Origin of the sequence: Zavarzinella formosa DSM 19928 (genome assembly GCF_000255705.1) — a bacterium.
GTDB classification, from domain to species: domain Bacteria; phylum Planctomycetota; class Planctomycetia; order Gemmatales; family Gemmataceae; genus Zavarzinella; species Zavarzinella formosa.
In genome coordinates, this window is record NZ_JH636441.1 from 815,551 (window position 1) to 836,489 (window position 20,939).

Here is a 20,939-nt window from a genome sequence, read left to right on the forward strand (position 1 = left end):
GAGGCGGTTAAGCCATCTTCTGGATCTTCAGGGCCTCAAAGTTCGTGAGACCGCCGCCGACCCGGCGGGTGGTGTAGAAGCCGACGTTTGGCTTGTCGGTGTACGGATCGCGGAGGACGCGCGTCCCCATGCGATCCACGATCTGGTACGCCTGCTTGAAGTCGCCGTAGGCGGCCACCAAGGCGTTGGCCGCCATCGCCGCCACGTCGGCCGCGAAGCGGACGGGGGCGCCGAGGAGCGACGGCTCAAGGCCGGCGTTCTTGTCGTAGGTCATGTTGAAGATCGGACGGCCCTGTCCGTCCTTGATTTCCATGATGTTGAGGTTGCTGGCGCGACGGTAGAGCCAGGTGGCGTTGCGCTGGTATGGCTCTTTCAAGGCGTTCTGCACCCCGACGAGGCCGTTGTAGGTGAAGTTCGCGGCGTCGCCGGTGTTCACCTGCTCAACCTGCTGCTGGGTGATGTCCGTGCCCGCGGCATAGCTCATGAAACCGAACGGCTTGGCGACGCCGTTGCCGGTCACGAACGTGGTGGCCTCGGTGCGGCCGAAGATGTCGGCCACCTTGCCCGCCAGCCATGCCTCGATGTCAATCATCGCGTCATCGAGCAGTTTCTGGGTGGCCTTGGGATAGGCGTACATTTCGTGGGCGGGAATCTGAATCTTCCCGACGACCGGAGTGCCGCTGTTGGTGCGGGGGGTTGATTCGCCCGTCCATCCCGCCGCCGCCTGGTCGGAATCGGTGAGCACGTCGTACATGTCCGAGCCGATGGTGATGACATCGGCGAGCTGACGGATGGGCGACGACTCGAAGATCTGCGTTTTGATGATGCCGCCGAATTCGGGGAGCACCAGGAACCCGCCGTTCGGGTCGTTGCCGACCAGCATGGATTTGATTTCCTGGTCTTCCGCGCAATGTTCCTTCAGGTACTCGTCGAAGTACATCTGACGGCTGCCCGTGTTCACGCGGGCGAAGGCGTTGAACGCCGAGTTCATCTTCTTGCGAAGCTTCTTTTCGGAACCCTCGGAAGAGTCGGAGCCGTTCGGGGCGCGGTTGAAGGCGGTCTTCAGGGCGGAGAGCTCGATCTCCATCGCCTTGTTGTTCTCTTCGAGCGCCTGCTGTTTCGCCTGGGCTTTCTGGCTCAGTTCGATGCCGTCGTTGATGTCTTTGGCCAGCTTGTCGAGCTTGGCCTGGTCGAACGCGTCGGTCTTGATGCGAAGGGTCTGCACGTCCGTTTTCAGCGGGTCAATCGTGTTTTTCAGTTCGTTGAAGGCGTTGAGCGCGCCCTCAATGGCGGATTTGGTTTCCTGGTCTAAAGCCATGTGATGTGTCCTTACAGTTTGAATTGGTTGAAAAATGCCGTCAGTTCCGAATCGCCGACAGCCTCTCGCCGTGGGGTGATCGCGGTGTATCCCTTGGCGAGCAATCCTTTTGCGTCGCTTCGGGACAGGCCTGCCTCGCGCAGGAATCTTTCGATGGATTTGGGGGACGGCCTGGATTTGCCGGTGTCGTCTTCCGGTTCGTCCGCGTCGTCGTCCCCGAGCAGGCTCATGGCCTGGCGGGCGAGTTGCGCCACCGTGCCGAGCATTTCGGCGGTCGGCTCCATCTCGCCGGACGCATAGGCGTCACAGATGCCGGTGGCCTGCTCAAGCAGGTCATAGGCGGCGTCGATGTCCTCGGCGGCTGACTTGACGGTGGTGATCGTCGCCTGCTCGTTCATGGGGAAGGTCACGAGCGACACTTCCCAGAGGTCGAGCTTCTTGAGGGTGCGGGTGCCCGTCTTCGGGTCGTAATCGTAGTCGAGGGTGCTGTAGCCGATGCTCATGGAGTCCAGCGCGCCCATCTTGGCGAGGGTATAAGCCTCGTTGCCTCGCGGGGTGTCGGCGAAGCGGCCCTTGACGTACAGGCCCTTCTCGGTCTCCGTCGCGGCGTCCCACATGCCGATCAATTCGCCGGTGTCGTGCTGCCAGAGCATCTTGGGCTTGCGGACGGCGAGCGAGGCGGTGAACGCCCCGGAGAGGATGATGTCGTCCCCGGCGTCCTTGTTGCCGAAGGTGGACGCCCAGCCCTCGACGGTGCGGGCCTCGTCGTCCGTCTTGAGTTCGTGGAGCGAGAAGCTCTTGTGCCTGATCTTCATGTGGTGCTACCCGTGGTTGAGTTGAACGATGTGGCCGGTGGCAAGGTCGACGAGAAAGTGAAGGACGAAAATCGGTTTGTCATCGAGCAAGGCCGTGGTGCGCATGAGCATCACCAGGCCGTCGCGGTAAAGTGTTTCGCTTTTGAAGGCGAGCGTAATATCGAATTGAGGGCGAGGCCTGAAGTCTGTTGCGATGACGTTGCCATGCCGGGACAGGACGCGGCCCATCAGAACGCTTGAATGGAAAGGGCTACCAGCATCGCGACAATGCAAAGGGTCAGCCCGATCAAGACAGGCAACGGAAGCCTCATTGACCGGCCAAACGAGAGGGCGCTTTGGATGTGCGCCAGTTCCCCGGCATCCAGTTCCTCGCCGCGCTCCATCTTCTCAATCGTGCTTGTCGGAATCACAAACCCCATGTCACTCTTTCTCCTCAGAAAATCCCAAAACGCATCGACATGAAATCACATTCTCCGCGCTTCCTGCCGGGTCGCCCGGCCTGTCCATTTCCTCCCCGTCCACGAGGAACTTGTCCTCCATCGGGATCGGGTCCGAACCTTCCATTTCCGCATGCGCGGGTCGCGTGCGGCCGTCGAGAGTCGGGAGCCATTCCTTTAACATCCTCACGCCGAGTCTGTCCTCGGCCTGACGGACGCTCTCGACGCTGGCATAGTTGGCTGCCGCATGCGTCTCGGTGCGGGCGATTGATTCCGCCCTCCAGTCCGACAGGCCGGTCACCTTCTGAATGTCGTCGGCGATCTCGGCCGTGCCCAGTCCGTCTTCGATCCCCGACGAGATGGCGGCGAGGACGTCGGCCTCGGAAGTGTCGGCGATCAACTTCGAGCGTTTCAGCCCTTCGGTGTGAACCCAGCGGTTCGCGAGGTCTTCAAAGAGCGCATCCTCGGCGGTGGCCTTGAACTGGCGGCTTTTCACCTGGGACAGGCTGAGGGCTCCGAATGCGGGGATCACCATGCGGTAATGGGCTTTCAGTGAGTCGAATAACTCACCCTGATGTTTGTCCACGAGGTGGAAGAAATTGGGCACGCCGTGCGTGCGATACTCCGACGCGCAGGCGGTGATGAACTTATCCTTGTCGGCGACGATCTTCCCTTTGAACAGGGACTCGAAGCGGTCCATCGTCGCGAGAAAGACGCGGTGATACGCCTGGCGGGTGACCATCAGCCGTAAGCCAGCATCGTCAGTCGCTCAGCCCGTTCTTCGGTATAGCCGTTTTTCACCAGCCAAGCCCTGTGCTTCGCGGCCGCCTCCGGATCGTTGGGATCAACGGGCGGAACCGCATCGGGGTTGATCAGCGGATCTTGCGAAGGATCGGTGTTGGCGTTGACCGCGAGCGCCAGGATGCTGCCATCCATGCCGAGCAGGATGCCGCGTCCGTCGAGGACGAGCGCCTCGCCGAGCTTGTTCGGCAGCGAATCCAGTCCCATCGCGTGACGCTTTTCGTCAATCGTCATGTAGGTCGATGACTGAATCCGGGTTGCCTTTTCCTTGCGTCTCGGCTCCAGGGCGGCGATTGATTCCTCGTCATACCAGAGGTACAGATCGTCGCCGTATGCCGGGGTGAGCCAGCGATTGAACCCTTCCAAAAACCAGCACAACAACGGGATGACCGTGTCGGTCCAGTAAGACAGGTTCGCCTGTTCGTAATTGGCGAAGGTCGAGTCGCCTGGAATCTGCAGGAGTTGCGAAGGGACTCCGAACACCAGCCCGATGTCCCTGGCGGCGCTGTATTTCGCCTGCAGGAAGTCCATGTCCTTCGGGTTCACGGACATTTGCTGCCATTCGAGGCCGCCTTCAAGCAAGAGCGGGCGGCCGGCGTTGTTGGCTCCGCTGTATTGATCGTCGATCATCTCCTTGACGCGGTTGAACTGGTCGTCCGTCAGGGTCGCGGGTTTGCCATCGGCCCCCTTGACTTGCAGGGCGCCGGAGGGGCGGCCGTCATTATCGAGGATCTTCTTGTTCCACAGGTTGCCGCCGTTGTGGATGTCGATGCCGTAAGCCGCCGCGAGCATGGGCGGGAGACCGTACCAGGCATTGAGCGGGTTGAACGTCTTGAACTGCATGACCGCCGAGCGGCCGCTGATTTGATCCACCGGAAAGGCGAACCGCCGGGCGGCGTCCGGCTTGTATTCAAAAAACTCCGGAAACAGCGTCTTGCCCGGCTCGACCTTCACCTTGCCGGGATTGAGCAACTGCAACTCGGTCGGGGCTTTCGGCTTTCTGGACGACGGGTCGAGGCCGTTGGCGAGAATGTAGGCGTTTCCCCCGGTCAGGTAGTAGCCGACCAGATAGCGGATGAACTCCTTGCCCGACTGGGTGGGGTTGGGGTTTTCCAGCAGCGTGAGCAGCTCGTGCGATTCGACTTTGTCCAGCTTGCCGCCCTTGCCCTTGCGGTAAAGAACCATGTCAACCGAGGCGATGCTGCCCGCGATCTTGTTGACGCAGGCGTTGACCACGGCGTTCTGGACATAGCCTTCCAGGGCTAGGCGGTCGAACGAACCGGAATTCAATCCCCCGCGCCCGCCGCCCATGCCGAGCAGGAATGACGCGCTTTTTAACGAGGCGACCGGGAATGATGCCTTACGGCGAAACCATCCCATCAGAGGCGCCGGATGCGAATTTCGGGACGGGGAACCGAGAATAGGCTCACCGCGAGCGCCAGCGAACAGACCGTGTCGTCGTGCTGGCCCGGCGGCGCGCTATAGCGAACCCCGGTGCGGGTGTATTCAAACTCGAACTGTTCCAATTCCATGACGATGATTCCATCCGGGTAGCCGATTTTGCGTTGCTGGATTGCAACCGCGAGTCCTTCCATGAGCTGCTGTTTGCTCGTCGAACTGAATTTGAATCCCTCGAAATTCCGCTTTTGTTTCTGCAAGGCTTCGAGAATGGGATCGCCAACGCCCGTCGAGTCGACGAGGGCCGGAACATCGCCAACCAAGTCGATGATCTTGGTGATCGTCTCCTGCCAGGGCATCTGGAATCGCTCGACGCGGCATACCTGCCCGTAAGCATCCAGTGCGATGCAGACCGTCCAATCATGGCTCTTCGCCAGGTCGATGCCCCAGCATGCCGGGGGCAGGTTCGATAACTGGCCGACACACTCACGAATCGCCCGGAGGCCGAAGGGATTGCCGCCGTCGTCTGATGGCTTGCACAAATAGAGTTCGTTGAACACCTGCTCGGGGAGCAGGCGTTTCGCGTCTTCGATCTCGTCGAGCGTGACCACGCCGCCGGCCACCGCGTCGTAAGCGGTGATGACGTGGTAAGCCATGTTTGGCTCGCCCGACTCGGCTTTACGGCTCAGGTTGTAGAAGAAGTTCTTGCGGCCTTTTACGTTGCCGATCAGGCGGACCGGGCCGTTGGTCGCGGTCAGGGTGGAGCGGACGGCATGCCACGCTTCGTCCTTCATGCGGCTGGCTTCATCCAGCACCGCCGCATACACGTCCTCGCCGTAGAGGCTGTCGGGCTTGTCCGCGCCCTTGAACCAGATCACCGCGCCGTTGGCGAGGGTGATGGTCAGTTCGGATTCATTCGCCGTGTAAAGGCTGTGCGGCAGATATCGCTTGAGGCGTCGAAAGGCGATTTTGGCCTGCGGGAAGATCGGGGCGACCCACCAGTAGTTCCGTCCCTCGCATCCGTTGATCGCAGCCTGCTCGAAAAGCCAGGTGATGCACCCGACCGTCTTGCCCGCCTTGGTGCTGGCCTCAATGCAGCCGTAACGCTTGTCGTGAAAGATGGCCTCAAGCTGCTTTGGGTACAGCCAGGGGCGAACGTACTCAATCTGTCTTTGCATCGCCGAGGGCGAGCGTGAATCTCAGCGGGGCGCCGTCTTTGCCGGCCAGTTCCGACTTGTCAGTGATCAACCCATGCAGCTTCGCCTTTCCGAGCGACGCCGAAACGGCGGCCGATGGTTGTTTCGTCCTTTGGGCGAGCATGCGCGCCTCTTCGAGTTCCTGCGTGATGGTGTCCACGGTCACCTCATGGCGTTTCTGGTGGATTTCCCGTAGCGCGCGCAGGCGAGCGGCAATCTTGGGGTTGTCGAGCAATGTCTTGGCGGCGCGATTCGCCGTGATCGGTTTGGAGCCTGCCGCATCGTAAGCGGCATAGTACGCCTCGGTCGCGTTTCCTAGTTCGATGTACTTTTGGGCGAAGGTTTCTTGCTTGGGGGTCAGGGACATATGTTTCGTTGAATCTGGGTGGTCTGAATAGTTGCCGCAGGCTTTGCGGGTAATGAGTGCGGGGAAAGTGTTTGATGACCTTAATTTGAAGCCCCCCGCCGGAATGAAGTGATTCGTGGGGTAACCTCCAAGTCCTCAGCTTACCCAAGGAGGGTGTCGTCCATGCTTGTGATCACCCGGAAACCCGGCGAAGATTTTCTGCTCGACCACGGCGCCCGTCTCACGGTTGTTTCCTCTCACGGCGGGCTTGTGCGTTTTCGCATCGACAACCCGCGGTACAGGCTGGCGACAGACGGATATTCAAGAATTCCCGGCAACGGGGCTTATGCGGATCACCATGCGGATAAATCATTCGAAGAAACGGTGAATCTCTTCCCCGCAAGCGCTCGTGAATCGTTGGGCGACACCGAAGTGATTCTCATCGCTCCGAAAAATGAAGGCGACGTGGCTTTGCTCAAATCTTGAATAAATTGACATTTCAACGGTTTGGCTCGCCACTTGCACATTGGTTGTCCCAGAACTGAGTTCTTTTGGAGAAACAATCATGCGTAAGTTGCTTGCCGGAGCGGTGCTTGCGGCGATCCTGACAATAAGCCTGCCCTCGGTGTCGAATGCCCAATCCGTCGTGGTCTACCCGTCGAACGGATATTCGTATCCCTCGACGGTGATCAGTCCGGCGTACAGCTATCCCTCTTACCCGGCGTATGGCGGGTACGGAGGGTACAGTGGAATATCAATCGGGGTCGGCGGGTATCCCGGTTATGGCTACCGGCCCTACTACGGCGGGGGAGCCTATCGCTCGGGCTTCGGCGGTTATGGGGTTGGATATGGCGGCGGCTATCGCGCAGGCTGGGGCGGCGGGTATCGCAATGGTTTCCGCCGATAAGTCTTGAAGCTGATGTGAAGGCCGCCGGGAAACTCTGGCGGCTTTTTTCTTGCGCACCTCAATGCGTCATGCGGCCTCTCAAGAGATCGGGAAGGCAAAATGAAGGCGTGCGAAATGGCCTTGTTCTCAGCATTATGAATGGACTCGTCGCTTCGCGCAAGCGGTTTCTGCGTTCACGATTGATCTTTTATGCGGTTCGCGTTCTCAGCCATTTGCCGCTTCTGTTCCCACAACATCATCACGGATTCGCACAAGGCGTCGAATGCGGACGCGACAAGATGCTTCTTGCGGCCGTAGCACAGGTAATTGCACGGGTCGGCCTCCTCGTCGCATATCTCACGAAGCAACCGTTGGTTCGCCGGGTTTTTGACCAGTCGCATCACCCGCAGGTAATCGGTGTCCTCCATCGGGATGGGCTTGTCCCCGGCCTGTTCGTCATCGCGTTTGACCAGGAGCATGCCAATCTTAAACCCGACGGGCGAGAGGAACAGCTTTCGCATGGTGATGAATTGCACCCCGTAAAAGTGGTGGTCGGAGGCGATGATCTCATGGTTGTAGAGCTGGTCGATCAGGAGAGGGGCTTCGATCTCGGCACGGCAGATTTTCCCGTGGCGGTCTTTGCTGTAAACCATGCCGCGCCGAAGGGCGACGGATTCCGGAACGATGTCCTCGGGTTTTCCCTTTTCGTTGTACATCCGCCCATCCCCTTGTGGTTCAAGGGGGAGTCTGCCACAGCGGGTGGTGCGATGTCCAGAACTCATTTATGACGGCTTTATGGCACAGCGCCATTTCCGAATATCGCCCTGATATCGCGGGCTGGTATGGTCGGGGCATGGACATTGCCGAACTGATTGCTGGTTTTCCGGGCGTTAACGTAACAATAGCGCCACGCGGTCAAGGTGTTCTTGCTCGGCGCCGAACTGCTCCTGCCAGACCTTCCGGCTCAGGGTGTGGATTCCGTGCTCGCCTCGGTGGTGCGGGCGGCAAAGAGGAATGACCTTGTCATGATCCCTCCGGCGTCCCGCCCCTGTCAAAGCGTGGTGGATTTCCGGGTTGGAGGCCTTGCAGACAGAGCAACCGAGGCTTCGGACTCGCTCCCAATACTCTCGGTGGGCCTTGGTAGGCAGGTTGCTCCGCTTGCGTTTCTGTCCTTTCGGTGTCACTGACCTTCCAGTCAAATTCACACCGCCCCCCGGTGACTCTTCCAGTCGAATACGACAAGCTTTCCGCCGTTTTCCTTCATGCGGTCGATGACCCGTTCCCCGGCGTATTCGGTCAGGGCCGGCAGAGCAAGGTTGCTGATGAGAATCGTCGGGAGAAGGGCTTCGTACCGTTCGTTGACGATCTCGAAAAGGATGTTCTTTTCGGTGTCCGAACCGTACTGGATGCCAATTTCGTCGAGGACGAGCAATTCCGGGGCGGTGAAATGGGAAAGCACCTCCTGCTCGGTCTTTCCGGAGTCCCGGCGATAAGTGTCCTTCACCATGCGGAATGCCCTGCCGACGGTCATGTATGCGGCCGAGAGGGCGTGCTTCCTGATGACATGCAGGGCAATCGCGCAGGCCAGGTGTGTCTTTCCCGTCCCCGCATTGCCGCACAGGATGAGCGAGCTTCCTGTCAGCAACCGGTCGGGAAAATCCGTGGCAAAATCCCTGCAGGTGGCGAGGGCCTTTTGTGTTTCTTCATCCGGGGCATGGTAGTTCGTGAACGACCGGCCTTCAAACCTCGCGGGGATCGCGGATTTTGCGAGATGGTTGCGGATGAGATATTCCTTCGCCTCCCTTGCCCGGACACCGTTTCGCAGTTCCTCGGCGCGTCCGTCCGCCGAGTGGCGTTGTTTGTCGCACTCTCCGCAGGTTGGTTTTGCCCATTCGTCGGTCAGGTGAACAACCTTGACCCGTTGATTCCCGTGCGCGGGGCAGGCAAAGTCAACCTCCTTCAGGTCGCCAAGTTTTCCGTCAGGCGACGATGAATCCTTCAGTACCTGCTCGATAGTCCTGGGCGGCGAAATTGCCGTGTTTGGTTGCTGGGCGGTCATTTTTCAGTTCTCCTTTTGGAAGCGGTGTGTTTCTCCGAAGTTTTGAATTGGCGATGTCCTGGGTGAATAATCCCCAGCCCCGAGGCTGGATTTTCTTGTCGTGCAGTCGTTTGATCTCCGGGATGATGTCAAGGTCGATGTCGGCGCCGCCATCAAGCCATTGATGAATCACGCTAGTGGCTTGAGTCACAAGTTGGGGGAAGAGATTACAGCCGTAATCGTATACCCGCTCGAACGGTGTCTTCGCACTCGCCCGCATGTCGTCGTCCTCGTTCTCTGCCTCTGCTTCTCTCCCTGCCTCTGTCTCTGTCTCTGGTACAGCAAGTTGCTTGCAGCTTGCTAGCGAGGCACTATCGCCATGCGACAACTCAAGAAAATCCTTTTCCAACAAGGGTTTGAGGGCGGTTTGCAATTCCTCCAGCGTGCGACGAATCCGAAACGCAATTTCCTCGTCCGTCAGGTCGATCAACCCGCTGCTTGGGTCTTTGTTCTCGCTTGCTAGCAGCCAGAGCATCGGCGCTAGCGCCCTGCTAGCATCGGGCAGCGAATGAAATCGGAAGTTGTCCAGCAACCTCTTGTGGAGCCGAATCCACGGCGGGCTTCGATCCTTGTAGTGCTGGAACTCGCTCCAGTCCTTCACTCGATACCGGCTCATTTGCCTTCAGCGCCCTCGCGCCCCCTGTGAGCGTCGAGAATTGCATAAATCGGCTTGAGTTTGGCGAAGCTGGGGTTGTTCTCCCCCTGCTGCCATGAACGGTAGGTGCGGTAGCTCGTGTCCGCCTCGGCGAACACTGACTTCACTGTCCTGCCGATTGCCCGGCTCCTTGTCTTGATGTCTTTTGCAATCTTGACCCCGTCGAGGCAGATGCTGTTCTCCATAAATGCCATCCCTGATGTAAATAGTGCTTGCGCGAAGAATTATCGTGTGCTTTTATTCGTGCCATAAGGCATGTGCATTCGTCAACAACAAAATGGAGTCAATGATGACCAACATACTTCGCCCGGTCGTCGAGCCGGGTATCTACTTCGACATGGATGAGGCGTCGTACCACGCGGCCGAGGGGCTGTCGTGCAGCGGTATCAAGCACCTCACCGTGTCCAAGCTTAACTACTGGCACAAGAACCTGAATCCCGACCGCGAGCCGGAAGACGACACCGGGGCCAGGCGGTTCGGGAAAGCCGTCCACTCTCGCGCATTGGAGCCGGAGCGATTTGACCGCAACTTCGTGATGAAGCTCTTCCCCGAAGATTATCCGGGCGCTCTTGTGACCGCTGACGACATGAAGGCGTTTCTCGAAGCGAACGGACTGCCAAAATCGGCCAAGAAGAAATCCGACCTTGTGGACAGAATTGTCGCCAGCGGCCTTCCCGCCGTCATCTGGGAAATGGAACTGGAACGCCATGCCGCCGAACATGTCGGGAAGACGTTCCTTGGCACTGAAGAGTCCAAGAAAATAGCCGCTGCTGCGGCGGTCATGGCTGAAGACCCATACGCGAAGGCGGCATTGAGCGGAGGGATGCCCGAAGTGTCGTTCTTCGTCCGTGACCCGGAAACTGGTGTGATGCTCAAGGCCCGCATGGATTACGTCCGTCCCCGGTCAACCGTGGACATCAAAACATTCTCCAATTCACGCGGCAAGCCCGTCGAGAAGGCAATTTACGAGGCCATTTTTTACGAGGGATACCACCTTCAATGCGTCTTTTACAACCAGGTGCGTGAACTGGCCCGCCGGCAACTCGCCGCCGGGGAGATTCGCACCGATGGCGACGTGAGCGAGACGTGGTTGAAGGAGTTCACAGAAACCGAGGGACACGGGTTCGTGTTGATCTTCATCGAATCGTCCGCCCCGTTCGACCTGCGCATGGTGCTGATGAAGGAGGCGGAAGCGGCCGGGGCCGACCTGAACGTTTACTGGTCGTCTGCCCACATGCGAATTTACGACATGAAAATTCTCTACGCCGGGTGCCTGGAAAAGTACGGCGACAAGCCGTGGCGGGACCAAACTCTGCCGCACCAACTCGAAGACACCGATTTGCCAATGTTAATGTTCAGCTAGTCAACCAACTGAAAGGAATAATTATGAATCAACTCGTAGTGTTGGAGCAACTCAAGCCACTCGACATCTTCACCCCTCAAGGCACCTCAGACATCCTCGACAAGATCAAGATAGAAGCCCGATCCCACGTCCTCGACATTTCAACCGACAAAGGACGGGAGCAAATTCGCTCACTTGCCTACACAATTGCCCGGTCAAAGACACTGCTCGATGAGATGGGCAAGGAACTGGTTGCGGAGCAGAAAAAACAGCTCGCTCTAGTTGACGGCGAGCGCAAGCGTATCCGCGACGATCTGGACGCCCTGAAAGACGAAATCCGGGCACCGCTCACGGAATGGGAGAACGCGGAAAAGCAGCGTGTCGAAGGCCACGAACAAGCCCTGAAGGCGTTCGATAGCCTGATTCGGTTCGACACCCCGCACCCTGCGTCCGTAGAGGTTCAAAATCGGCAGAAAGCTATGGATGCCGCAAACTCCCGCGATTGGCAGGAGTTCGGCAATCGCGCGCAACTCGCTTATGACGCGGCCCGTCAAGCCCTGAGTGACACGCTGCAGTCCAGCCAGAAGTACGAGAGCGAGCTGGCTGAACTCGAACGCCTACGCCGTGAAGAGGCTGATCGGAAGGCGCGAGAACGCGAGGAGCTTATCAAGGCGGAAGCCGCCACGAAGGCGAAGGCCGAAGCAGAAGCGAAAGCCCGCAAGGAAGCCGAAGCGGAAGCTGCGCGTGTGAAAGCGGAGCAGGAAAAGGCCGAGCAGGAGCGCCAGCGCATCCAGAAAGAGAAGGAAGATGCTGAATCGCGAGCCAAAAAGGCGGAGGCAGATCGCCTTGCTGCCATCCTGAAATCTGCAGCCGATAGCAAAGCTGCCGCCGAGAAGGCTGAACGGGACAGGGCTGAAGCCGAAGAGAAGGCCGCTGCGGATGCAAAAGCCGCTGCAGAGAAGGCGGAGCTCGAGAAGGCAGCCGCAGTGCAGGCAGAACGTGACCGTGCCGAAGCAGTTCGAAAAGCCGAAGCGGAAGCTGCTGCCAAGCGTGAGGCCGATAGGAAGCACCGGGCGAAGGTGAACAACGAGGCGCTTGAGGCACTAAACGCGGTAATGACCGGCGACGGGTTACTTAGCGCCGGGGCGGCGGCAAAGGCCATCGTTGAGGCTATTGCCAAAGGAATGATCCCACACGTCAAAATCAACTATTAGGAGATGCCCATGTCATTTACCATCGCACCGGCCAAACGCAAGGCCGTCCCAATGCTAATCAGCCTCGCCGGGGTTTCGGGTTCTGGGAAAACTTACTCGGCACTTCTGCTCGCCGCCGGACTCGCAGGAAAGGGTTCGGTAGGCTTTCTCGACACCGAAAACGGTCGTGGCAGCATGTACGCCGACAGCCCCGGCATCATGGCCGCACTCCCTGACGGATATGAAATAGCCGAGATGAAGGAGCCGTTTGCTCCGACTCGGTACTCGGTCGCGGTTGAGGATTTCGAGAAGCATGGGTGCAAGGTGCTGGTAATCGACAGCATGACCCACGAGTGGGAGGGCCACGGCGGTTGCTCCGACATCGCCGAAAACAACAAGATGAAGGGAACACCGAACTGGATTCTGGCGAAGCGGGAGCACAAACGCATGATGAATTGCCTCCTCGCATCGGGAATGCACCTGATTTTCTGCCTCCGCGCCCGCGAGAAGATCAAGGTCATGAAAGACGCCAACTCCAAGGACCAGTTCGTGCCCATCGGCCTACAGCCCATTCAGGAGAAGAATTTTACGTTTGAGATGACGCTTTCGCTGCTTCTTGAAGAAGGCACGCATCGACCAATTGTCACCAAGTGTCCCGAGCCGCTGCTCCCGCTTTTCGCCGGGGAGCTGCCACTTGTCACGAAGGAGATGGGCAGGAAGCTGCGGGCGTGGTCCGAGGGAGGCGCACCCGCCGAGGAAAACCCGGACGTCCTCTTCAAGCAGGGCACGGAGTACGCCGCGCAAGGCACAGTCTCGTACACGGATTTCTGGGAGACGCTGACAGGGAAGCAAAAAAAGCTTCTCCTGCCAAAGCACGACGAGAACAAAGAACTGGCTCGCATGGCGGACGAACGGCAAAAACCAGCCAATGCCGCCCCGGCCTCCGGACTTGATTTTTAACCAACCAAACTGAAAGGAATCACTGCATGAATAACAGAATAACCTCGTCGGAAATCGACACCACCAACCCGGAAGACCTAAAAGCAAGGTTTGAAGCTGAAGCTGACCGACATGGAATCCCTCTCCGCCATGTTCCCGCAGCTATGGGCGACAATAAAAAGCGAGTCGGAGGAGTAGCGGTCGATCAATTGAAGTCGATAATCGGCCGCGTGGAAAAGCTTGAAGAAGAAAAAGCCGGCATCAGCGCCGATATACGCGACGTATTCGCCGAAGCCAAGGGAAATGGTTTTTCGACTCCAGCTATACGAACCATCTTGAAAATGCGGAAGAAGGACGCGGCTGAGCGAGAGGAAGAGGAAACCATCCTTGATACGTACTTGAACGCTCTCGGCATGCTTCCTCTTTTCGAGGAATGACGGGCTTAAACGGGTGGTTTTAACCGGTCTTCGCCACGCGCCACGACCGCCTCCGCCAACGCTGTGATTATGAGTTCATCGGAACCGGGCAAACTCCGGCGGGACACAGGGACGTCATATATCCGTACCCGCATGCGATCCTGTGGTCGTCTCCGACTTGCTGAATGTGTCCCAGCAGGATGGTCTTCAAAATGCTCTTTCGGCGCTGGTCGAGGAGGGAATTGTCAGGGTCAGGTATGATTTCCATCGACCGCTTGATGTAAAGCAAGTTGCCAAGCCGGCCGTAATCGAAGTCTTGAAGCCCTTGAAGTCGTCGCGAGAAGAAGGAGAGACTATGCAAAGCTTCTATGAAAGGAGCTGATGGCGGCAGGTGAGGAACAATATCGTCGGCGAACTCGTAGCGGGTATGATCGATGGCGCTGTTGTATTTGTCGGCGAACACTGTGTTTCCGGCCTTGGCGGCGGCGAAGGTCACGACCTTGGGGTTAATATTTTCCTTCTCGAAGAATCGCATCGCGGCGAGGGCTGCGACAGAACCGCCTTTGCTGTGGCCCGTGATGAGGAGTTGCTTGCCCGAGGCTTGCAGTTGCCGTTTCGCCTCGTCGCGCACGACTGCCCACAGGGAGTTTAGCGAACCAAGGAAACCGTCGTGAACGTCGCCCGTACCCGTGTCCCACTTTGCAGGCGCCGCGTTAAAATCGTTCACCCAGTCAATTAACTTCGGGATGGTGAAGGGGCCGTCAAGCGACAACGTGCCCCGGAAGGCGACCACCACCCCATCATTGGTCGTCCCTACTGTGCAAGAATTGATGTCGTCGGCGCCGGCAAGGAAGGCGGCGGGCGGCTCCAGATAACCCACCCCATCGTAGTAAGGGACGGCCAGTTCAGGATCGAGGACGGTCTCCCCTTTGACGACCGAATAAGAGGACGCGCTTGCGCACAGAAGACGCCCGACGAGAGTCGTTGCCGCCATGTTTGCTCCAAGGTGTTGCGAGATTTTGACGCGAGAATCAGCCACTGCCACTATACGAGGCAGTCGTAAAGATCGCAAGCGACCACGTTCACAGCAACACCAAGCCGGGTGTTTCAAAAGCGTTTTGCCAAGAATCCCCTCTTGGAGAATTGCCCGCTTAATCCTCGTGGTTAACAACCCGGCGGCCGTAAGGCTTCACGCTGGGTTGCTGCCCATAGCCTTGGGCCGGCATCAACGGTTCGATGATCGGCTTCACGCCCGTGGGGTCGATCTGCCTCATGAGTGACGCCGTCACATTCACCGATTCCTTGTTCCGACCTGGTCGGGCTGGAATCAGCCTCGTGGGAAGTTGTATGCGACAATTGCCGCCGAATTGGGGATAAGGGAATATCACACCGCCGAAATCAGGACGGTCGAAGAGGCCCGCAAGGTTTACGCCATCCTGAAAGGAATCGCCGCATGACCGAAGCTTATGTTCTCCAGTCGTCATACGATCTTCCCCAAATCTCATACGCGGAACCGTCGCGATTCTGCGCACGAAGCGTGGATGCGTTGGCGAAACGATGTCGCCGATCAATTCTAACCCGCCTAAAACATGGAAAAACGCCACTCTCCGGAAGACATAGACGAGATCGTCTCTCCCTAACGCACTGAGCCTCTCATGCCTGTTCGTTCCGACGCATCGCGTCTTATCGAGGCCGCCGAGGCCGGTGATCAATACGCGGCAGACCAACTACTTCCTCTCGTCTACGACGAACTGAAAATTCTCGCCGCCTCATACCTCGCCCGGGAGAGATGCGGACAAACCCTCCAGCCGACGGCGCTCGTCCACGAGGTCTACCTGCGGCTCGTTGGATCAGATGATTCACCCGCTTGGAAAGGGAGAGGACATTTTTTTGGCGCGGCGGCCTTGGGTATGCGACGGATACTTGTGGAAGTCGCCCGGAGAAAGAACAGTCTGAAGAGGAATTGCGGCGGTACAAGAGAACAACTCGACGAAATTGATCTCATCGCACCTGAGCCGAAAGAAGACATTCTGGAACTGGACCTGGCGCTGAGCAAACTTGCCGAGGTCGATCAGTCTGCGGCCAATCTGGTGCAACTTCGCTATTTCGCAGGACTTACGATAGAAGCCGCCGCAAACGTAATGGGCATATCCCCTCGCACCGCCGGTCGTCTTTGGACTTTTTCCAGAGCCTGGCTTCGGGAGGAAGTCGAAGGTGAAGATCGAAATCACGGCCAATTTTTATCCGAGGTGGCCGAGTTGCCCGATCGATTTCGCACTGATGGGTAGAGGTTGAAAAGAACCATCACGAAAGTCTGTCATGAACGAGCAAACCATTTTCCTGGACGCACTGGAGATCGACGACATCAGAAAGCGTGCCGAGTATCTGGACTCGGCCTGCGCACACGACAATCCTCTTCGGGAAAGGATTGAAAAACTCCTGGCCGCACATGCCCGAAGCGGGGATTTCATCGACATACCGGCTTTTGAACAAATCGCAGGAGTCTCTCCTGCAAGCGATTCCGTCGACCCCGGAAAAACCGAGCATCGGCCGCTCGTGAGCGATCACGGGCCGGCACAAGGAGGAGGTGAAGGTGTCTACGATGACTGGAACGGCATCCTCGGAAGACTTGAGCCGACCAAGGAGCCAGGATCGCTCGGTCGGCTGGGTCACTATCAGATCCGAGAAAGAATTGGGAGCGGCGGTTTCGGAGTCGTACTGAAAGCATTCGACGAAAAATTGCACCGGATCGTCGCGATAAAGGTCATGTCTCCCAACCTCGCGACCACTTCACCGCCACGTCAGAGGTTTTTGCGAGAAGCTCGCGCGGCCGCCAAAATCCGACACGAAAATGTGGTCGCGGTTTACGCCGTTGAAGAAAGCCCGCTGCCGTATCTCGTGATGGAATATTTGCCCGGCGGAACTCTTCAGGACATGGTTGACCGCACGGGGCCATTAGGGCCGGACGAGGTGCGGAGAATTGGCGGGCAGATCGCAGCCGGTCTGGCGGCGGCTCATCTTCAGGATTTGATTCATCGCGACATCAAGCCGGGAAACATCCTCCTCGAAGGTTTTTCAGGCGACCGGGTCAAGATCAGCGACTTCGGGCTGGCGCGAGCAGTCGATGACGCAAGCCTGACGCAGAGCGGGGTCATCTGCGGGACTCCCATGTACATGGCTCCAGAACAGGCCTCGGGAGGCCATGTCGATCAGCGGGCCGATCTCTTCAGCCTGGGCAGTGTCATCTACCTGATGTGCACCGGACGGCCGCCGTTTCGAGCGCCGACAACCCTTGCAATTCTCAAACGAGTGGTGGACGATCATCCCCGCCCGGTTCGGGACATTATTCCCGAAGTTCCCGCCTGGCTTGGCTCTCTCATCGCAAAACTACATAAAAAGCGCCCTGAAGACCGGAAGATTACTGCCACAGAAGTAGCCAAAGCACTCGGAAATGGCGAATTCAAGACGAATGATCTGGAGAATATGACAGGCAAATCTGCCAGTTCGCCTGATGCGGAGGACAGGATTGTCGGCGAGGCCTCGCCCGGTCACGATAGTCCACCGCTAACATCGGTGGCAGGCAAACCTTCCGTCTCAAGGAAATGGCGTTGGTCCGTGAGCATAGTAACACTCGCACTCCTCGTGGCCACTTTGGTCGTGATCGATCTCGGGGGGATGCGTGGAATGTTAATGCGGTTGTTCACGCCGGAAGGGACGCTAGTCATCGAGAGCGATGATCCGGAAGTGAGCTTCGTGATCAATGGACAGAACATCGTCATCCGTGGCGAGGGCGAAATTCGTCTGCGGCCCGGACAGTACCAGATCGATGCGAACAAGGAAGGTAAAATAGTGCAACAAGAGTTGGTCACTATTGCGAAGAATGAGCGGCAAGTCGTGCGAATCAGCCGAGAATCCCGAGCGACGATTCCGAGTCCCGAGAAGAAAGCCGTTTCGCCGCCGGCCCCGCCCGTAATCAATGATTCGTTCCCGATAAACTCGACTTGGGTCGAACATGAGTTGGTGTTGACTGTGATAATGCGTAACGGTGGCAATTTTCGCGCCAAGTTTGAGTATCCTGGAACTGAACTGCTTATCAATGGAACTGTTAATGGTAACAATATAAACTGCCTGGAGAAGGATATCGTAACAATAAAAGGCGATCCGGGGGGCGATAAAATTGGGGTCATTTCACCAACCGGTCAAAAGATTCATTTTATCTATAAAAAAGACGGGAAAATCACCGGAGAAAGCAACCTGAAACGGTTGTCGTTTCCCCGGCCTCCGGACTTGATCGACGACGCCGAATGGGAACGAAAAACGATCGGGCTGCCCAGCGCCAAGTTGATGGAGGCGGTTACCCAAAGGCTTACCCAGCTTAATCCAGGTTTTGATCGAGAGATCGAGTACGAAGTAATGGATGGCGTGGTTATCGAGCTAAAAATGCAGGTGGAATTTGTCGCAGACATTTCGCCGATCAGGGTGCTCACCGGCCTGCAAAAAGTCGCGCTGCATGGTCGCCACGGTATTTTTCAAGACATAACTCCGCTTAAAGGCATGAAGCTAACATGGTTGAGTATCGAAGAGAGCAGGATTGCAGACATTTCGGCTCTCAAGGGCATGAGCCTGAAATATTTAAATTGCCACCACAACAAGATTTTAGACTTGTCCCCGCTCAAGGAGTCGAAACTTGAGTTCTTAAACTGCGAATACAATCCTTTGGAAGACTTAACATCGCTTAAAGGCATGCCACTAAAATCTCTTGAGCTCAGATCGACAAGGGCTTCGGATTTGGAGCCCCTACGCGGCGCCCCGTTGGAACTGCTCGTAATATGCGACTCAAGAATCACCAAGCTTGATGCCCTGCGTTATATGCCATTAAAAAAGCTTGATTGCGCCGGCGCCAAGGTGTCTGATCTGACGCCACTCAAGGATTGCCCGAAACTGGAATGGCTTAGCTGCGTCTTTACGGACATTGAAGATTTGTCTCCAATCGGAAAACTGCCATTAAAAAACTTCAATTGCTCCGTCAGTCGCGTAACAGACCTTTCACCGTTAAAAAACAGCACTAATCTTGAGGTGCTGTACTGCACGCACCTTCCGGTGTCGGATTTCACCCCACTGGCCGGGTTGAAGATCAAAGAACTGCATTGCCAGGGCTGCAACAAAATTAAATATGCTCAAATCAAGAGTTTGCCTCTTGAGTCAATCGAATGTGATTTGAATCCAGATCAAGATGTCAAGGCTCTTGGCCAAATAAAAACGCTGCGACTTATTAATGGTCAGCCAGCGGAAAATATTTTGAAATAATCAGCAAAAGCTGCGATCCACATAATCGCGTTTGAAAACAATGAGGCATAAACCTTAATTCTCCCGAATGTTCGTCATTGTTTCCGAACGCTCTAATTTTGCAACGGCCAGCGAAAGGTCATTTGAGAATTTCTCAGATCAATGAAATTTAACGCCTTTTTAAGCGGACAAAGTTTTCGCAAATTTCTCGCACGCTGAGTTTTGCCTTTCCATTGCGTCACGATACCGTCTTTCGTGATCGGGTATGCCACATACTTTGTTCTCCATCACCTCGCGGAAATGCTTCTTGGCCGCTTCATATTCCTGCCTTGCCACCTCAAGGGCGTTATGGTCATGGGTGAAGATATTTGCGAGAATTTGAGCGGTCATTTCCTCCACTCCTCTGGCCCGAAGGGGGATTGTCCCCGCTTTATCCGCACACGGTTGGCCTCCCTCACCATGTCCGGGGCCTTGATCGGGGTTCCGTCCAGGAGGTAACAGCCATTGCGTTCCATAACCCGATGGCCGAGGACATTCTTGGCTATCTGCACGGGGCTGGTTGGTTCCGGGCCGAGCGGGGGCAGGGGTTCCGATGGCTTGCCAGAGACATGGAGCTTCTTCGCCAGCCCCAGGCCAATGCGCTCGCGGTTCCTTCGGATCGTCTGCCAGCTCATCCCCATGCGTTCTGCAATTTGCTCGTCGGACATGACGCACTGGAACAGGCGTTTCAAAATGGGGTCGTGGATGCCTGGGTGGTAGACGGTCATAGCGTCGCTCGCTTCTTATGCCGTTTCCCACCGAAGCTGTAAGCCTTTGCTGCGGCGTAAGCCTGCTCCCGTTCGATACAAACCGCCGTCAGTTCCTTGGTTCCCATGCCTGGCAAGACCGTAACGCCGTGCTTCCTGATAAATGCTTCCACCTTGTCCTCCTCTACGCCCCGCCCTGCGACGGGGCTTGGGCTTCCCCCAATGGGGAATTCTTCGCTTTCCTTAACCTGTCCTGGGTGGCGCGCATCCGCTCGGCTTGTGCTGCTTTACGTTCCGGCGACCAAGGCTTGCGGGTCTTTTCTGGGTGGCGCGCATCTGCCGCCGGTTCCTCATCGGGAAGGACTTCGGCATCCCCAGGGCTTTCCTTGGGTATCAGGATATAGTCTCTTTTCAGCAGCGGGCTTTGAATGTCGGGAGGAATGGTTTCACGCTTCGCCTCGCGCATTTCACGTTTCTGAATACGCTCGCGTTCTTGCCTCGCACAATCGGCTTCGACGATTTGGTTTACGTCTTCGAGGATGCTTTCCAGTTCGCCCGTCAGGTGATCGACGGCCTTGCGGATTTCATCCGGAAGTTCGCGTTCGAGGAAGTATCCCCGCAGAAGCGTCGCACATTTGAGTGTTTTGATGTCGTATGCCTTCATTCCCTTGGCCTTCCACGCTTGCTGGACGGTATCACACTGGGTTGCACTTCATAACCCTCTGCCGGCATGGGCGGCTCGATAATCGGCCGTGTCCCGTCCGGGTCGATCTGCCGCATGATGAAAGCAACCGCGACGAGTAACTCATCATTGAAGTCGTACTTGGCCGGGCGAAGCGGATGCTGGCGCTGCCATTCGGCGGAGAGGTGGGAAAGGTAACTCCGCGGCTTCCGTGCCATTACTCAACCACGACCTTCAGCTTGCCCTTGGCAATCTTCATCGCCCTGGCCATCGCCGCCCGCCTGCGGGTATACATCGACGTGGACTGCATGATTGAGTTCGTGCCGGACACGAGTTCAAAGCCGAACTTCTTGCCGTATTGGTAGATTTTGATTTCCATGACTAA

At 57.2% G+C, this 20,939-nt stretch carries 28 protein-coding genes; 9 read left to right on the plus strand and 19 right to left on the minus strand.

Annotated features, from left to right (window positions below):
• Positions 1-7 precede the first annotated feature (7 nt).
• Both BGIM_RS0119830 and BGIM_RS66530 read right to left on the minus strand, forming a co-directional pair.
• Positions 8-1,318: a phage major capsid protein gene (locus BGIM_RS0119830; RefSeq protein WP_020471475.1), complete on the minus strand. Its 1,311-nt coding sequence runs from the start codon at positions 1,316-1,318 to the stop codon at positions 8-10.
• 11 nt (positions 1,319-1,329) lie between these two features.
• Positions 1,330-2,133, minus strand: coding sequence for an HK97 family phage prohead protease (locus BGIM_RS66530; RefSeq protein WP_020471476.1), 804 nt, complete (start codon positions 2,131-2,133; stop codon positions 1,330-1,332).
• Here BGIM_RS66530 and BGIM_RS67180 point away from each other — a divergent pair.
• Positions 2,119-2,373, plus strand: coding sequence for a hypothetical protein (locus BGIM_RS67180; RefSeq protein WP_157369261.1), 255 nt, complete (start codon positions 2,119-2,121; stop codon positions 2,371-2,373). The genes BGIM_RS66530 and BGIM_RS67180 overlap by 15 nt on opposite strands.
• Here the strand turns inward: BGIM_RS67180 and BGIM_RS0119845 are convergent.
• Genes BGIM_RS0119845 through BGIM_RS0119865 form a run of 5 tightly spaced genes read right to left on the minus strand, consistent with a single transcriptional unit; the run spans position 2,361 to position 6,332 of the window.
• On the minus strand, positions 2,361-2,552 hold the full coding sequence (locus BGIM_RS0119845) for a hypothetical protein (protein WP_020471478.1): 192 nt from the start codon (positions 2,550-2,552) through the stop codon (positions 2,361-2,363). The two genes, BGIM_RS67180 and BGIM_RS0119845, sit on opposite strands and share 13 nt — an antisense overlap.
• A gap of 1 nt (position 2,553) precedes the next feature.
• Positions 2,554-3,312 carry a phage minor head protein gene (locus BGIM_RS51380; protein WP_020471479.1) on the minus strand — a complete coding sequence of 253 codons (759 nt, stop codon included), beginning with the start codon at positions 3,310-3,312 and terminating at the stop codon, positions 2,554-2,556.
• Positions 3,312-4,751 (minus strand): phage portal protein, encoded by a 1,440-nt coding sequence (locus tag BGIM_RS51385; protein WP_020471480.1) that lies wholly within the window; start codon positions 4,749-4,751, stop codon positions 3,312-3,314. Before BGIM_RS51385 ends, BGIM_RS51380 begins: the two co-directional genes overlap by 1 nt.
• Positions 4,751-5,947 (minus strand): hypothetical protein, encoded by a 1,197-nt coding sequence (locus BGIM_RS0119860; protein WP_020471481.1) that lies wholly within the window; start codon positions 5,945-5,947, stop codon positions 4,751-4,753. Before BGIM_RS0119860 ends, BGIM_RS51385 begins: the two co-directional genes overlap by 1 nt.
• Positions 5,931-6,332, minus strand: coding sequence for a terminase small subunit (locus BGIM_RS0119865; RefSeq protein WP_020471482.1), 402 nt, complete (start codon positions 6,330-6,332; stop codon positions 5,931-5,933). Before BGIM_RS0119865 ends, BGIM_RS0119860 begins: the two co-directional genes overlap by 17 nt.
• Positions 6,333-6,494: 162 nt before the next feature.
• Between BGIM_RS0119865 and BGIM_RS0119870 the strand changes: the two genes are divergently transcribed.
• Together BGIM_RS0119870 and BGIM_RS63115 are read left to right on the plus strand one after the other, a co-directional pair.
• Positions 6,495-6,797: a carbon storage regulator gene (locus tag BGIM_RS0119870; protein ID WP_020471483.1), complete on the plus strand. Its 303-nt coding sequence runs from the start codon at positions 6,495-6,497 to the stop codon at positions 6,795-6,797.
• Between the two features lie 79 nt (positions 6,798-6,876).
• Positions 6,877-7,218, plus strand: coding sequence for a hypothetical protein (locus BGIM_RS63115; RefSeq protein WP_020471484.1), 342 nt, complete (start codon positions 6,877-6,879; stop codon positions 7,216-7,218).
• 173 nt (positions 7,219-7,391) lie between these two features.
• Here BGIM_RS63115 and BGIM_RS0119880 read toward each other — a convergent pair whose 3' ends face one another.
• From BGIM_RS0119880 to BGIM_RS0119895, 5 genes are all read right to left on the minus strand, one after another.
• Complete coding sequence (locus BGIM_RS0119880) at positions 7,392-7,913, minus strand: hypothetical protein (protein WP_020471485.1); 522 nt, start codon at positions 7,911-7,913, stop codon at positions 7,392-7,394.
• A 174-nt stretch (positions 7,914-8,087) separates the two neighbouring features.
• The gene (locus BGIM_RS68335; RefSeq protein WP_390566908.1) at positions 8,088-8,402 is read right to left on the minus strand and encodes a Ref family recombination enhancement nuclease; all 315 of its coding nucleotides are present in this window, start codon (positions 8,400-8,402) and stop codon (positions 8,088-8,090) included.
• A complete protein-coding gene (locus tag BGIM_RS51395; RefSeq protein ID WP_020471486.1) occupies positions 8,399-9,256 on the minus strand; it encodes an ATP-binding protein in 858 nt (285 codons plus the stop codon). Before BGIM_RS51395 ends, BGIM_RS68335 begins: the two co-directional genes overlap by 4 nt.
• On the minus strand, positions 9,177-9,896 hold the full coding sequence (locus tag BGIM_RS57870) for a hypothetical protein (RefSeq protein ID WP_029630206.1): 720 nt from the start codon (positions 9,894-9,896) through the stop codon (positions 9,177-9,179). The genes BGIM_RS51395 and BGIM_RS57870 overlap by 80 nt, the downstream gene beginning before the upstream one ends.
• An 11-nt stretch (positions 9,897-9,907) precedes the next feature.
• A complete protein-coding gene (locus BGIM_RS0119895; protein WP_020471488.1) occupies positions 9,908-10,135 on the minus strand; it encodes a hypothetical protein in 228 nt (75 codons plus the stop codon).
• Positions 10,136-10,236: 101 nt separating this feature from the next.
• Here BGIM_RS0119895 and BGIM_RS0119900 point away from each other — a divergent pair, with 101 nt between their 5' ends.
• The 4 genes from BGIM_RS0119900 to BGIM_RS0119915 all read left to right on the plus strand — a co-directional run bounded on the left by BGIM_RS0119900 (position 10,237) and on the right by BGIM_RS0119915 (position 13,861).
• On the plus strand, positions 10,237-11,313 hold the full coding sequence (locus BGIM_RS0119900; protein ID WP_020471489.1) for a PD-(D/E)XK nuclease-like domain-containing protein: 1,077 nt from the start codon (positions 10,237-10,239) through the stop codon (positions 11,311-11,313).
• A gap of 23 nt (positions 11,314-11,336) precedes the next feature.
• Complete coding sequence (locus BGIM_RS57875) at positions 11,337-12,506, plus strand: coiled-coil domain-containing protein (RefSeq protein WP_020471490.1); 1,170 nt, start codon at positions 11,337-11,339, stop codon at positions 12,504-12,506.
• 9 nt (positions 12,507-12,515) lie between these two features.
• Entirely contained in the window at positions 12,516-13,445 is a 930-nt protein-coding gene (locus BGIM_RS51410) for an AAA family ATPase (RefSeq protein WP_020471491.1), read from the plus strand.
• A gap of 143 nt (positions 13,446-13,588) precedes the next feature.
• Entirely contained in the window at positions 13,589-13,861 is a 273-nt protein-coding gene (locus tag BGIM_RS0119915; protein WP_029630209.1) for a DUF2312 domain-containing protein, read from the plus strand.
• Positions 13,862-13,928: 67 nt separating this feature from the next.
• Here the strand turns inward: BGIM_RS0119915 and BGIM_RS0119920 are convergent, their stop codons facing one another.
• Both BGIM_RS0119920 and BGIM_RS67820 read right to left on the minus strand, forming a co-directional pair.
• Positions 13,929-14,834 (minus strand): lipase family protein, encoded by a 906-nt coding sequence (locus tag BGIM_RS0119920; RefSeq protein WP_020471493.1) that lies wholly within the window; start codon positions 14,832-14,834, stop codon positions 13,929-13,931.
• A gap of 157 nt (positions 14,835-14,991) precedes the next feature.
• Entirely contained in the window at positions 14,992-15,114 is a 123-nt protein-coding gene (locus tag BGIM_RS67820) for a hypothetical protein (protein ID WP_261339979.1), read from the minus strand.
• 381 nt (positions 15,115-15,495) lie between these two features.
• On the opposite strand from BGIM_RS67820, the gene BGIM_RS0119935 reads away from it, so the two are divergent.
• Both BGIM_RS0119935 and BGIM_RS57880 read left to right on the plus strand, forming a co-directional pair.
• Complete coding sequence (locus BGIM_RS0119935; RefSeq protein ID WP_020471495.1) at positions 15,496-16,128, plus strand: ECF-type sigma factor; 633 nt, start codon at positions 15,496-15,498, stop codon at positions 16,126-16,128.
• A 31-nt stretch (positions 16,129-16,159) separates the two neighbouring features.
• Positions 16,160-19,147, plus strand: a complete 2,988-nt coding sequence (locus BGIM_RS57880) for a protein kinase domain-containing protein (RefSeq protein ID WP_020471496.1) — start codon at positions 16,160-16,162, stop codon at positions 19,145-19,147.
• A gap of 159 nt (positions 19,148-19,306) precedes the next feature.
• On the opposite strand, the gene BGIM_RS0119945 is transcribed toward BGIM_RS57880, so the two are convergent.
• The 5 genes from BGIM_RS0119945 to BGIM_RS63120 all read right to left on the minus strand — a co-directional run bounded on the left by BGIM_RS0119945 (position 19,307) and on the right by BGIM_RS63120 (position 20,933).
• The gene (locus BGIM_RS0119945; RefSeq protein ID WP_020471497.1) at positions 19,307-19,516 is read right to left on the minus strand and encodes a hypothetical protein; all 210 of its coding nucleotides are present in this window, start codon (positions 19,514-19,516) and stop codon (positions 19,307-19,309) included.
• Entirely contained in the window at positions 19,513-19,893 is a 381-nt protein-coding gene (locus BGIM_RS0119950) for a hypothetical protein (protein WP_020471498.1), read from the minus strand. Before BGIM_RS0119950 ends, BGIM_RS0119945 begins: the two co-directional genes overlap by 4 nt.
• A 163-nt stretch (positions 19,894-20,056) precedes the next feature.
• Positions 20,057-20,536 (minus strand): hypothetical protein, encoded by a 480-nt coding sequence (locus tag BGIM_RS0119960; protein ID WP_020471500.1) that lies wholly within the window; start codon positions 20,534-20,536, stop codon positions 20,057-20,059.
• Positions 20,533-20,772: a hypothetical protein gene (locus tag BGIM_RS0119965; protein ID WP_020471501.1), complete on the minus strand. Its 240-nt coding sequence runs from the start codon at positions 20,770-20,772 to the stop codon at positions 20,533-20,535. The genes BGIM_RS0119960 and BGIM_RS0119965 overlap by 4 nt, the downstream gene beginning before the upstream one ends.
• Positions 20,772-20,933 (minus strand): hypothetical protein, encoded by a 162-nt coding sequence (locus tag BGIM_RS63120; protein WP_020471502.1) that lies wholly within the window; start codon positions 20,931-20,933, stop codon positions 20,772-20,774. The genes BGIM_RS0119965 and BGIM_RS63120 overlap by 1 nt, the downstream gene beginning before the upstream one ends.
• Positions 20,934-20,939 lie beyond the last annotated feature (6 nt).

What these genes read in the sequence shown, in the direction of transcription:
- BGIM_RS0119965 (WP_020471501.1), bottom strand. Translation starts at nt 20,772, where the DNA reads ATGGCACGGAAGCCGCGGAGTTACCTTTCCCACCTCTCCGCCGAATGG.
- BGIM_RS0119895 (WP_020471488.1), bottom strand. Translation starts at nt 10,135, where the DNA reads ATGGAGAACAGCATCTGCCTCGACGGGGTCAAGATTGCAAAAGACATC.
- BGIM_RS0119870 (WP_020471483.1), top strand. Translation starts at nt 6,495, where the DNA reads ATGCTTGTGATCACCCGGAAACCCGGCGAAGATTTTCTGCTCGACCAC.
- BGIM_RS66530 (WP_020471476.1), bottom strand. Translation starts at nt 2,133, where the DNA reads ATGAAGATCAGGCACAAGAGCTTCTCGCTCCACGAACTCAAGACGGAC.
- BGIM_RS0119865 (WP_020471482.1), bottom strand. Translation starts at nt 6,332, where the DNA reads ATGTCCCTGACCCCCAAGCAAGAAACCTTCGCCCAAAAGTACATCGAA.
- BGIM_RS67820 (WP_261339979.1), bottom strand. Translation starts at nt 15,114, where the DNA reads ATGAGGCAGATCGACCCCACGGGCGTGAAGCCGATCATCGAACCGTTG.
- BGIM_RS0119900 (WP_020471489.1), top strand. Translation starts at nt 10,237, where the DNA reads ATGATGACCAACATACTTCGCCCGGTCGTCGAGCCGGGTATCTACTTC.
- BGIM_RS0119860 (WP_020471481.1), bottom strand. Translation starts at nt 5,947, where the DNA reads ATGCAAAGACAGATTGAGTACGTTCGCCCCTGGCTGTACCCAAAGCAG.
- BGIM_RS0119920 (WP_020471493.1), bottom strand. Translation starts at nt 14,834, where the DNA reads ATGGCGGCAACGACTCTCGTCGGGCGTCTTCTGTGCGCAAGCGCGTCC.
- BGIM_RS51380 (WP_020471479.1), bottom strand. Translation starts at nt 3,312, where the DNA reads ATGGTCACCCGCCAGGCGTATCACCGCGTCTTTCTCGCGACGATGGAC.
- BGIM_RS0119960 (WP_020471500.1), bottom strand. Translation starts at nt 20,536, where the DNA reads ATGAAGGCATACGACATCAAAACACTCAAATGTGCGACGCTTCTGCGG.
- BGIM_RS0119880 (WP_020471485.1), bottom strand. Translation starts at nt 7,913, where the DNA reads ATGTACAACGAAAAGGGAAAACCCGAGGACATCGTTCCGGAATCCGTC.
- BGIM_RS63115 (WP_020471484.1), top strand. Translation starts at nt 6,877, where the DNA reads ATGCGTAAGTTGCTTGCCGGAGCGGTGCTTGCGGCGATCCTGACAATA.
- BGIM_RS0119945 (WP_020471497.1), bottom strand. Translation starts at nt 19,516, where the DNA reads ATGACCGCTCAAATTCTCGCAAATATCTTCACCCATGACCATAACGCC.
- BGIM_RS0119845 (WP_020471478.1), bottom strand. Translation starts at nt 2,552, where the DNA reads ATGGGGTTTGTGATTCCGACAAGCACGATTGAGAAGATGGAGCGCGGC.
- BGIM_RS51395 (WP_020471486.1), bottom strand. Translation starts at nt 9,256, where the DNA reads ATGACCGCCCAGCAACCAAACACGGCAATTTCGCCGCCCAGGACTATC.
- BGIM_RS0119830 (WP_020471475.1), bottom strand. Translation starts at nt 1,318, where the DNA reads ATGGCTTTAGACCAGGAAACCAAATCCGCCATTGAGGGCGCGCTCAAC.
- BGIM_RS63120 (WP_020471502.1), bottom strand. Translation starts at nt 20,933, where the DNA reads ATGGAAATCAAAATCTACCAATACGGCAAGAAGTTCGGCTTTGAACTC.
- BGIM_RS0119915 (WP_029630209.1), top strand. Translation starts at nt 13,589, where the DNA reads ATGGGCGACAATAAAAAGCGAGTCGGAGGAGTAGCGGTCGATCAATTG.
- BGIM_RS0119950 (WP_020471498.1), bottom strand. Translation starts at nt 19,893, where the DNA reads ATGACCGTCTACCACCCAGGCATCCACGACCCCATTTTGAAACGCCTG.
- BGIM_RS51385 (WP_020471480.1), bottom strand. Translation starts at nt 4,751, where the DNA reads ATGGGATGGTTTCGCCGTAAGGCATCATTCCCGGTCGCCTCGTTAAAA.
- BGIM_RS0119935 (WP_020471495.1), top strand. Translation starts at nt 15,496, where the DNA reads ATGCCTGTTCGTTCCGACGCATCGCGTCTTATCGAGGCCGCCGAGGCC.
- BGIM_RS57880 (WP_020471496.1), top strand. Translation starts at nt 16,160, where the DNA reads ATGAACGAGCAAACCATTTTCCTGGACGCACTGGAGATCGACGACATC.
- BGIM_RS57875 (WP_020471490.1), top strand. Translation starts at nt 11,337, where the DNA reads ATGAATCAACTCGTAGTGTTGGAGCAACTCAAGCCACTCGACATCTTC.
- BGIM_RS51410 (WP_020471491.1), top strand. Translation starts at nt 12,516, where the DNA reads ATGTCATTTACCATCGCACCGGCCAAACGCAAGGCCGTCCCAATGCTA.